Here is a 12254-nt window from a genome sequence, read left to right on the forward strand (position 1 = left end):
ACTTTCTATAAAAAATACCATAATCTTCGTCCCTCCTGTTTTACGTGAATAGTTTTCAAGATAATTTGTATTTAAAATCTTAAACAACGGAAGGGAAAAGCTGAAAAAGAGACCGGAATAAAAGATATTACTTTATTAATTTGATGTCTATAATCTTAAAATCCAAACCATCTGTATATCTTTTTTCCCCTCCTTCGTAAAATATTCCAATCTGATTCTCTGAAATTTCAACCAAGTCAGAATATCCTGAGTTCCCAGTGTAAACAACATATTTTCCACTCCAGGTTACTCCGTTATCCGTGCTTTTTTGAATGGTCAGGTTTGTTCTTGTGGCTGCTGCCGCGTTAGAAAGAAAGAGTGCATCGCCGATTTTCAGAATGCTTCCCTGACAATTAGCATCCAACTGTTGTATATTGTATTCCGGCTCGGACCAGGAAATTCCCCCGTCGTAGCTCAGACTATACTTACGATAAGATCCGTCTCCGGTCCTCATAGTAAGCATTAAGTATCCATCACCAAGTTCCGTAACCGAACACTCACCGACACTTCCCACGGGTGTAGGTCTTCCTGATTTCCAGTTTTTTCCATAATCATCCGAATAAGCAATATGGGAGTAGTCAACAACTTTCCCATTCTCTCTTATTGTAAAATAGTTCGGCGTGACCAAACGGTTTTTATATACTCCATTCTTTATCTGGATACCATGTACGGGCCCAGTCCCGTACCAATCCCAAGCCGGATCTTTAATACTTGAGGTTATCTCTTGAGGGTTAGCCCATGATCTCCCCTCGTCGTCTGAATAAGTATAATAAGCCCGGCGGATATTTCTTCCGGTTCCGTTTACCAGTGCGCCCCATTTATCATCACCGTGATTCCATGTCATCAACAAGTGTACCCTCCCCTTATCGTCCACTATAGGCACGGGATTTCCACAGGAGTTTTCTCCATCATCCCATATCACTATGTAATCACTCCAGGTTTTCCCCTTGTCAAGAGACCTCTTCACAACCAAATCGATATCACCCGAATCACCATTCCTTCTTAATTTCCTCGCTTCTGCAAAAGCAAGTAATATATCTCCCTTTGTTTTCACAATTGCCGGGATACGGTACACTTCATACCCCGATGCTCCTTGTTCATATACATAGTTGAATTTTTTCTGTGTTTCCGGAATAATATCCAAATCTACTGGCACAGATGAAGCCAATAATACCGGTAAAAACAAAAGAATAAAAAGATACTTATGATAAATTCTCATTCTATATAGTTATTTTTAAACAGGTTGAAATCTAATGTCAAAAAATCTCATTCGAATGCTATCCGCTCTATTCCAATTCAGATATATCGATTTTACGGAACCAGATACCTTCCTCATTCCGATATCCTTTCTCATATAGCATAGCTATGTCTCCATCGATCAATTTAGCAATATCCGAATATGCGCCATAGAAAACAGATTGACCGGTATTTTCCACATACATCCGTTTTTTAGTCCAGGTTTCCCCATCATTATTACTAAGCCTAAGGGTATTATTGCGCCTACTTGTTTCATGAGCAGGATTGGAAAATAAAATTCTCGCTTTACCATTTTCACCATTCAAATCATATCTGAATATGGAACCCTGGCATCCCGGCGATATTAAAGTATTATCCCGCCAACATTCTTTCCATGTAATACCACCATCACTACTCGTGGATACAACACGATTGTTGGGAGATGTTGTTCTTCTCATATTAAGCATTAGGTCGCCATTACTAAGTTCTACTACGGTGCTTTCGTTTGTATCTGCACATGGTTCTCCTCCCAACTCCCATGTAATACCTCCGTCGTCCGAAAAGATAATATGAGAATAGGAAATACCCCCTCCTCCGTTCAACGTATGGTTGCATGGTACAACTATCCTTCCTTTATGCGGGGAGTATGTTTTAACGATTCCATGACAAGGACCGGTGGCATACCAATTCCAATTACCCGGTTTAACCGAGGCGGAGATTTCTTTCTCTTCAGCCCATGTTTTCCCCTCATCATCAGAATAAGTGACAAATACCCTTCGATCTCCACTTGCACCAACATTCCAACAAGTGAGTAAAATTATCCTGTTTGTTTCAGGTATATGTATTGGCACCGGATTTTGACAGCGATTTACCCCATCATCTTTCACAATTTCCAGAGGAGACCAGGTTGATCCATTATCTGTAGAGCGTTTTAGCACAATATCAATATCGCCCGTATCTTCTATGCTGTTTCTCCTTCCTTCAGCAAACGCCAAAATTGTACCATTATTCGTCACAACCATCGAGGGAATACGGTAGGCGAAATAACCCTCATTCCCCTGAATGAATGGATTATTTCCTGTTGACCGATTTTCATTATCTCCAACTTCAACGGTTTCGAATTCAGTATATAACGTGTCCAACATATTCTCCACCGGAAGATAGGCAGTCCTATATTTTGCGTACCCAGTTGCAATATCGTTCAGTGCAGTTGGATTTAACACTGTTTTTTCATCCAGATGGATATTGGTATACGTAAATTCAGTCCTCAATACGTATTGAGAAACTTCTCCCCAATTGAATATAAGCGAATTGTCAGTAATATTGAACTGAAGGGATTTTAACTCTACATTTTGGAGAGTGCTGCGGTATGCTTCGCCATAAATTATTGCAGGGGCTGTTTCTTTTATTATTTCCCGTCCCAGATGATCATATACCGTTAACTCAAGCAGATATTCCTTTTCCGGAAGTTCCAGTATTCGCTCAAATTTATTATTCTCTATTTCGCCTGCCTCTATTATTACCGGCTCTTGCGTGTCAATCCCTCCTATTTTAATATAAGCTACCCCAGATAAGGAGGAAAAAACACCCACAATTTGCAATCTATTATATCCGGAGAGAATTTCAAGTGAAGTGAGTCCGGGATTCGCCCCTTCTCCCTTTTTAAGGGTAGTGAATTCTTTTTCAGTTCCATACTGAATTGAACCATCATCAATATATGCACGGTATTTATAAGTTTGATCCGGATTTAATCCGGTAAGAGTAACTCCGAACTCAGCGCCTGACAATGTGGTACGCCGATATTTTTTGTAACCTGTTCCATCCTCTACTTCCATGCCGAACTCTGCAATAACTCTTGTTCCTGCATCTATTATACCGCCTTTGCAGACAGCGGAATTTTCTGTTATGCCATCTACTCCAAGGGTTTCAACTTTTGCTGGCCGATGTTCAGACTCTGTATTTCCACTACAAGAAACAATTAATACAAAGTATAATATAAGAATGGCAACTATACTATATTTCATGTTTTTGAAAGTTAAGAATGATGAGTGTACCAAAGTTTACGTTTCAACTTCACACTCATCATCCAATAGTCAATTTCTACTTTAATAATCGAAAAAATAATATTTACACCTCAAATCTTCGTGAATCTAAAAGCTCTGAGATTAAATCCGTATCCTTCAACATAAAATTTAATTCGGTGTCTTCCTTCTGTAAAGTTCAGGACTAACGAAGGTGTTGTAAACCACCTCCAGGCATTCCAGCTATTATTACTAGGGATAGTCACTGTTCCCGTAACATTGTCATTATCGAGTTCAAGATGAAAGCTACTTCCATCATATCTTGCAGAGAGACTCACTTCCACCCGATAATCTCCCGGCTCTTCCACTTCTATAGTATAAACAAGCCACTCACCAACTGCTATGTTCCCAATATTGACTCCTTTGCCTTCAATATCTACTTGGGGGCTTCCGTTGTCGCCATTGTCTTGTCTATAGGTATTTCCCCTTATAGTAGCATCATCGTGAAAAGCGAACCCTTCTCCTCCGGTATCAAAGTTCGCTGCAGGCAACTCATATGGAGCGTTGGCAGAAAGGATATGAGGCCCTAAAAATGAGCGGGTATAAGCAGCATCTACGGTAAGAGTTTTTACAATATCTCCAATACGATATGTAATTGTAGTCACCCCTTCTCTTACAATAGATAATGCACCACTGGCATTTACAGTTACAATACTTTCATCCTCTGATGTCCATGAATCGGAAGGAATATCGTTTGTATTATCAGGAATGAGGGTAACAAGAATAGTCTTTGCTTGCCCAGGTAACATTTCCAGATATGTGTCGCTCAGTTCTACGTTTTGAAGTGGAATTCTCACTAATGCTGTTAAAGGTATTTTGGTTTGAATATTTCCACTACTTACAGTAATATCAGTGTACCCTTCACTTATCACCTTCACCAAACCATTGTCATCTACAGTGGCGATATCAGTGTTTTCACTCTTCCAACGATATTCATACGTACCATCCGATGGACTGGCTATCAACTGTATCTCGTCCTCCACAAACAAATTGAGAGATAACATATTCACATATATGTTTTTTTCTACATCTCTTCTGACATACTCATCACAAGAAACAAATCCAATAAGAACAAAGAGAACTGTTATATATTTTAAAAAAATTGTTTTCATCATTTTAAATAAAATTGTTGATACTTATCACACCATATTATTCCTCATATAATCATTACTAATCAAACTCCTCTGATTCTTCATTGGGATTGAATTGCAAACGTAACTCCTCCTTAAATTCATATATCTTATTATCTGATTTATACTCATATCTTAAACGAAAAGTTTTATATGTTTGAAATCCATCATCTTCAATAAAAAAAGTATTATTATAAAAAGGATCCCCATCCATTTGAGTGACTTCAATATTCTTGTACGGTGAAATTGCAACTCTGTTGTCCTCATCTATCGTCAATAATATGGCAAACTTATTAAAGGTCGATGCTATAGCTTCATAGGTTTCGTTTCCAGCCATAATCCTCACCTGATTTTCAGTTATTGGATGCATCACTTTGGTACCCGGCATTTGTAATTCATATGTTTCTCCTTTTTCACTCATTCTGGCATTCATATTGTATACAGTATTACCATCGCCTGCGGCCCATCGATTTTTAATCCTCACACTATAAATAATATAGCTCTTGTCCGGATTAACTTCATAAGCAGAATGCGACTCCACTCTTAATGGAATACCATATTCATGATCCGGCGATAAACCATCCGGCCTCACTCGTATCGGCAATCTCCCACGAATTTCACCGTCAGGAATAGTGAATTCAAAGTTCTCAATATCATAATTACTTTCCGGCATGGGGAGTACGTATTTAGCCTTATCCACATCAAAATTCATTTTATTGAAAGCATTTAAATAATACGGGTCCTCCACCATTTTCACCACAATATTCTTTGTTGTCGGATTTGTCCCCCCCAACGAAGCAGCTACATACCCTACCGATTCTTTGCCCAACAAATGAAATTTACGTGACACATTATCGTTTTCACTTATTAAAGCAAAAACGTTCTTGTATTGTTCTTTCTCGAAGACTTCATCCCTGTCACAGGCGACAAGAGCCAGTGCAAGCATAATTAATGAGAAGAACATACCCTTGCCCATTTTCCCTAAATGGGCAAAATCATTCCCATTGGCATTATTTATACCGTATCTAAAATTCTTACTTTTCATCTTCATAAGATTTAAAAATTAATCCTCCCAACCAGGGTTTTGATCTAATGATGGTAAAATTCTTACCTCTCTCAATGGGATAGGTAATAGTATTAATCGTCTATTGACAACTCTGGCTCCAATTCTGGAAGTATTCGGAATAACTTTATTATAAAAGACTTCTTTTGATCCTTCCACGTTCATACCTTTAATGGGGACGTTTTCTGTTGCTTCGTATATACCCCATCTTCTGACATCGTAATATCTGCGATTCTCGAAAAGAAATTCAATCATTCGCTCTTTCTCAATCATATTTTGAACGGTTTGTCTGTCTTCACTCCCGTTCAGACCCGGTAATCCCGCTCGATACCTCACTTGGTTAAAAGCCCTTTTAATTTCGGCCATATCCCGCGTAAGAACCTGTTCCTTCCCATCAGCTTCTACAGTATGGCTTTCAGTCAAATTATTCAATGCTTCCGCATAACTTAACAACACTTCCGCATAACGGAGAATAGGAAATGCTTTGTCCATTCTATGTGCATTTGTACCACCCCATGCATCGTTAGGGTGTATATACTTTTTAATAACATAGCCCGTAATCGGATGATCCTGAGGAGCACTAACACCACCCTTTCCATTAGGAGAATCATAATAATAAGTGATGGTCTGATTGTATTGTCCTGATGACGTGGAAGATGTCATAGGCCAAAAGCACTCACTAAATCCTACCGAAGCGTAAAAACGCATTTCACGATTGTGGTACATATTACTTACCCCTGCATTAAGTCTGTAGCCTGAAAATATTTTGACTTCATTTGTGAACCCTGATTCACTGTAAGGGTATTCCGTACTCGAATCGTCAATAGCTCTGCCATCAACAGTAGCATAGGCATCTATAACTTTCTGGGTAACACTCAATCCATTCCATCCACTCAATTTTTGAGGAAAAGACATACGTGTATTATTGCGGATAGAATTACTCCTTATACCCCACACATATTCAGGGTTAACTGGTATTACAGATTCTCCCGTAAACATATCGGAGTATGATTTAAAATGATCTATTCCGGCAGCTCCGTCAGGCCATTCATTATAATAGCCCGGATCGGATGTCACCCCGGTGGGTAATGGAGGAGTTTCCGAATCTGCTACTACCGTATGCAATTTATAACGTTTTCCACCCGCCCCATCCAGGTCCATTACTTTTTTTGCAGCAGCTGCGGCTATTGCCCATCTTTTCTCATCATATGTTTGTGACACATAGGGGACACCATCTACAGATCGTTTCCAATTACCGAATGCTCTTCTGGCCGCATCTCCTCCATTATATAAAGGGCTAGCATGAATCAACCTAATACGGGCGACCAAACCATATGCAGCACCCTGCGTGGGTAACCCGAATTCCATGAGAGATCTACTTGCGGGAAGGTATATAGCGGCTTCTTCAAGTTCATTGCATATATATTCAACAGCTTCATCGTAAGTACTTCTTGCACGGTCATAATAAGGAAGTTGTTCATTTGACTCCATTACTTCATCATCAAGCAGGATAGGAGGACCAAAATCAACCAGTATATTATAATATGCATAGGCTCTTATAAAACGAGTTGTACCAAGTATCTCGAACCGATCACGGGTTGTCATATCTTTTGCCTCATCAATCCGGTTAAATATGGTGTTACATTTGCGAATAATCTGGTATAGTTTTCCCCATGTATTAAATGAGTACATATTATCAGGAGTTATTTCACCTAACACATATCTCATTCCGTTGTAACTGCTTGTGGTGAGGAAACTTGTAAAAGCCTCATCTGTTGCCAGCGGCCCCGGAGTATAGTTATTCTGAAATATCGCTCCTTCATCAGGAAATAAGTTTGCCGCATCCCACATATACGCTTTTATATATCTTGTATTAGAGAAAACAGAATCCAATTTCATTTCATCGCTAAAATAATCGTCTATACTCAAAAAGTCTTTACAAGAAGAGGATGCAAGAAGGATTGAAAAAGTAAAAATCGTTGAAATAAACAATTTTCCCCATTTCTTCTTTCGCCTACCGGCATTTTCGGAGTCTACCGATATACCCTTGTTTGAAGAAGGAGTATGATAGAAATCATATATTTTCATTTTATTTATATTTTATAAATTAATATACAGTTGCAGTGCATATGTTGTAGGTATAGGATATATTTCACCGTTCCGGTGTGCTTGCTCTGGATCAAATAATTTTACTTTATCCCATAACAGCAGGTTATTGCCTACTAACTGAAGGTCGATAGAAGCAATTTTCAGTTTTCTGAGGAAGTCGTTTTTCAGATTATAATTAATCGTTACTTCCTGCAATCTCAGGTAGCGCGCATCACCTTTCCAGAAATCAGATATCTGGGAATTATTTTCATTGTATCCATAGGAAAGTCTGGGGAACCGGGCATTTGGATTTTCAGCATATTTAAGATCAATTCCATGTTCAATCGCATAATCTCTGGGGATCCAGCGATTAGCAGGATCATTTACGATGGTGAGAACATTTCCATTTTCACCCCTGAAAAACGGGACATATCCCATCCCATTGCGACCTACATTTGGAACATTATAGCCCACATGAAAAAAGTCTGTTTTACCTGTTCCTTTAAACAACACTCCTATTGTCAGATCCTTATACCTGAACTCACCTCCAAAGCCATACATAAGTAATGGATAGGTGCTATAAGACAATGGTGTCATGTCGTTCGTATTAATCACACCATCCCCATTCACGTCCCGATATTTGATATCTCCCGGCATCACATTGCCAAACTGAGCGGGGCTGTTATTTACATCATCCCAATCCTTGAATAAACCAATGGCATGATATCCCCTAATCGTGCCATGAGGATAACCCGATGCGTCCTGATACGGATAAGGCGGGTTGGCTTCTTCCCAATGTTGAACATTATTTCTGGAATAGGTGTAATTACCCCGGATGGTAAAACTCATATTCCTCTTGAGATCTTGTGTGAAAGCAATATTTCCGTCTGATCCGTAGCTACTCATCTTCCCTATATTACTGTAGGGTTTTGTAATCAGACCGGCATAATCCGGTACTTGAACACGCTGCATAAAAATACCATCCCTTACATCATTAAACATATCGACAACAAGGGAAATTTTTTCATTAAAGAGTCGTGTTTCAATTCCAATATTCGCCTTAATGGCTTTTTCCCATCTGAGATTATCCGCACCAATTCTTGATTCGCCGACGGTTTCAAGGGATGCGGATGTTCCCCACGGATTTCCGCTACCCAGGTTAACCATTGTCAGGTAAGGAAACCGAAGGTTACTGATACGGTCATTCCCCACCGAACCATATGATCCTCTTATTTTAAAGAAATCAATAAAGGGTAACGATTTTGTCAAAAAGTCGTAATTTGAGGGAACCCATCCTAATGCTATAGAAGGGAAAAAACCATATTGTCTTCCAGGCTGAAAATTCTCAGATCCGGTATATCCGAAATTAAAATCGATCATATATGTATCCCTGAGCCCGTAAGTCAGTCGGCTCGAAACACCCTGATAACGAAGAGGAATAGCTGTAAGGTTGTTCGTCGCATCACTGGCTTTTTTCTCATCACTCAAATAATAATAGACCAAACCCGAAACCCGATGCTCATCAGCAATCAGTTGCTCATAATTGAGGGTAGATTCAAAATGATACTTTCTGAACTGATCTGTACTCCTACTATAAGAAATATCTCCTTCCGGTACCCGAAGAATAGTAATAAGATCCCCTTTTTGGTCCCGACCTACGGCCTGATATAATGGCGGATTCAAAAGGCGATTTTCACTAAAGTAACTATCAATATCGTATGCACCCTGCACCTTGATGGATAATCCTTTCACCAACATGGAAAGATCTTGGTCAAGTGCGAGAGTAAACTTTCCATTAAACGCTTGCTTTAACCTCCTTCCCATATAATTTATCTGTACTAATGGTGATGTGAGTGAACCGGATCCTGAAGCGGGGAATTGTCCATTAGAATACATCTTCGGAAGTAATAAGGGATTCAGGCTTGATTGGGCATTCCAAATATAGTTTGTGCTTGCGACTCCGGGATCTTTTTGGTCGGAAAGGAATCCATCAGTACCAAAATAGAGTGTTGTATTAGGAGATAATTCCAGATCAATATTCGCTCTGTAAGAATAGGTATTATATCCAACATTCGCTGCATATAAACTATTTTTATCGGTGTTATAGGCTGCAGTTTCACTACTTACTCCCAAACTGAGAAAATATCTCGCTACTTGAGCACCACCTCGGGCGCTCACATAATACGATTGTCGTAATCCGGTATTCCTCAATACTTCATCTTGCCAATTTATATCGGGATATAGGTCAGGATCGGTCCCATCCTTAATAATATCTAATTCTACATTAGAATAAAGGGGGGATTCATTTCGCACTTCCCTTGCTTCATTTGCTAACAATGCGTAATCATAAGCCCTTAAATATTCAGGGACTCTATTAAGCCGTGAAATGGTATAATTAACACGTCCGGTAATAGAAAGCTTTCCTGCCTGACCTCTTTTAGTTGTGACAAGAACCACACCGTTGGCGCCCCTTACCCCATAAACTGCAGTTGCGGAAGCATCTTTTAAAACTGAAAAGCTTTCAATATCGGCCGGATCAATCGAATTAAGGTTCCCCTCTAATCCATCTATTAGTACTAATGCACTTGAGTTAGCCCCGAATGTACCGATACCCCTCACCCAAAATTCTGAAATGTTTCTTCCTGGCTCACCACTTGTTTGCATCGATATAACACCTGGAACACGACCTCCTAATAAATTAGTAACAGATGTTGCAGGCGTTTGAAGTTCACCCACATCAACACTCGTTACGGCTGCAACAGTAGATATTCTTCTTTGCGTGCCCATACCCATTACCACAAGTTCTTCCAGTTCTTGCGCAACGTTCTCGAATTTAATAATAAGATCTTTTTTTTCTCCTGTAGCCAGATATTCTATTTGCTCATATCCTACAAAGGAAAATACGATCACATCATTCATGCTAGCCCTAATACTAAATTTCCCTTCGGAATCAGTCGACGTGCCAACACTAATCTTATCCCGTAAATATACCGTGGCCCCAGGTAGAGGAAAGTCTGTTTCATCATAAACCACACCTTCAATCAGGAATGTTCTGTCCTGGGCGAATAGCTGGATACAAAATGATGATAAGATCAATAAAATACATATTGTATGTTTCATCATGCTTATTCTGTTATGTTTATCATTGATTAATAATAGATCTTTTTTATTAATTGATTGAAAGTTTACGGATCCTGTTGTTATCATGATCTGCTACGTAAATTGAGCCATCTTGACTGATACCGATTCCAGTAGGAGTGTAAAAGAGTGCCTCTTCTTTTCCCCCATCTTTCCATCCCGATGTACCCGGCATCCCAAGAACTGTTTCAACCATATTTTCGGGTGTTATCCGTCGTATACAGTGATTCCCCCCATCAGCTACATATATACTGCCATCTACATCACAAAGTATCTGTGCCGGTTCACGGAATTGTGCTATTTCTAACAATCCATCCCTGTGGCCTCCATTGGTAGGGCCACTTAACTTTTTAAAAGTATTCTCAGGATCAGTCACGTCAATACTACATATACTATGGGCATTCACTCCAGCATTTCCTCTAAAGGACATATAAAGAATATTTGGTTTTAATGGACTGAAAGTTAATCCGTAACTGTCACCTTGTTGTGTTTTGTATATAGTCTCCACTTCATAAGTTTGAGGATTCATTTTCACAATATCCCCATAATGATAGCGAGTATAGATATACCCATCTTTAGGATTGACAGCCATACTATGCTTCCACCCCTTCGCCGGAATATTCTCATTATCTTGCCATTTCATTTCTCTTATTCTTGGTCCCCAGAATTCCTTTGGATCGAGCGTGTAGAATGAACCAATGGTTTTTTCGGTTGGAAAAGTAATTATACCCGTTTCGGGATCAGCTGCCGGAGCATTCCCTGCCACACCTCTTGTTATTGTGATAAGTTCATGTGCCAATTCGTCGATTCTGGCAATCACATTCATTTCCGGATAACTAGTATCATTGATACCTCGGCATACTACGAAAACATTATTTTCATTGTCAACACAAAGATATCTAGGCAACAAAACGGAGTTACTCAAATCTCCATCCTGATACTCATCTCTGCTCCCATTTCCAGCAATAGTTGTTACAGTAACTGATGTGAAATATCTAAATTTTTGATCGTAAACTACAGAGTCATTGCCTATGGCTATTGAAATTGTACAAGTATCCCCCGGTAAACGTGGTGCTTGAACATATATCCGGCTACCTGTGGAACCAATAACCGGTGCCCTCTTTTGATTAAACCAGACCCTGATCTCTTTTGTATTAGTACCAAAATTCTCTCCTGCTAACATTATTTTCTCCTGGAATCTTCCCGAATCTGGATAAAACGTTGATAACGTTATTGGTTTTGAAGGATTATATTCTTCGATTCCTTTTGTGTTTTCCCCATTTTTACTGCAAGAAACCACAAAAACAGACAAGATTATCATCAAGAAGATACCTCTTTTTGATGTTTCTTGGTTTAATAGTAATTTATCAAATTTCATTTTATCAAAATTAATGTTGATTAGTGAATAAACAGCACTCATTCTCTCTGATAAATAGCGCAAATAAAAAAATAAAAAAGGCTAAAAATCGACAATTTATT

General features: G+C 39.1%; 7 protein-coding genes. All 7 read right to left on the reverse strand.

Translation table 11 applies throughout. From position 1 onward, the window contains the following. Nucleotides 1-127 precede the first annotated feature (127 nt). On the reverse strand, nucleotides 128-1258 hold the full coding sequence (locus B4G81_RS06790) for a sialidase family protein (RefSeq protein WP_294081231.1): 1131 nt from the start codon (nucleotides 1256-1258) through the stop codon (nucleotides 128-130). A gap of 67 nt (nucleotides 1259-1325) precedes the next feature. After that, complete coding sequence (locus B4G81_RS06795; RefSeq protein ID WP_294081232.1) at nucleotides 1326-3299, reverse strand: exo-alpha-sialidase; 1974 nt, start codon at nucleotides 3297-3299, stop codon at nucleotides 1326-1328. 110 nt (nucleotides 3300-3409) lie between these two features. Next, nucleotides 3410-4360 carry an Ig-like domain-containing protein gene (locus B4G81_RS06800; protein ID WP_294081264.1) on the reverse strand — a complete coding sequence of 317 codons (951 nt, stop codon included), beginning with the start codon at nucleotides 4358-4360 and terminating at the stop codon, nucleotides 3410-3412. A gap of 166 nt (nucleotides 4361-4526) precedes the next feature. Beyond that, nucleotides 4527-5537, reverse strand: coding sequence for a BT_3044 domain-containing protein (locus B4G81_RS06805; protein ID WP_294081233.1), 1011 nt, complete (start codon nucleotides 5535-5537; stop codon nucleotides 4527-4529). A gap of 12 nt (nucleotides 5538-5549) precedes the next feature. After that, nucleotides 5550-7637, reverse strand: a complete 2088-nt coding sequence (locus tag B4G81_RS06810) for a RagB/SusD family nutrient uptake outer membrane protein (protein WP_294081234.1) — start codon at nucleotides 7635-7637, stop codon at nucleotides 5550-5552. Between the two features lie 12 nt (nucleotides 7638-7649). Continuing rightward, entirely contained in the window at nucleotides 7650-10757 is a 3108-nt protein-coding gene (locus tag B4G81_RS06815) for a SusC/RagA family TonB-linked outer membrane protein (RefSeq protein ID WP_294081265.1), read from the reverse strand. A gap of 49 nt (nucleotides 10758-10806) precedes the next feature. Next, nucleotides 10807-12195 carry an IPT/TIG domain-containing protein gene (locus B4G81_RS06820; RefSeq protein WP_294081235.1) on the reverse strand — a complete coding sequence of 463 codons (1389 nt, stop codon included), beginning with the start codon at nucleotides 12193-12195 and terminating at the stop codon, nucleotides 10807-10809. Nucleotides 12196-12254: the final 59 nt, after the last annotated feature.

It is taken from the genome of Proteiniphilum sp. UBA5384 (genome assembly GCF_002410825.1).
GTDB lineage: Bacteria > Bacteroidota > Bacteroidia > Bacteroidales > Dysgonomonadaceae > Proteiniphilum.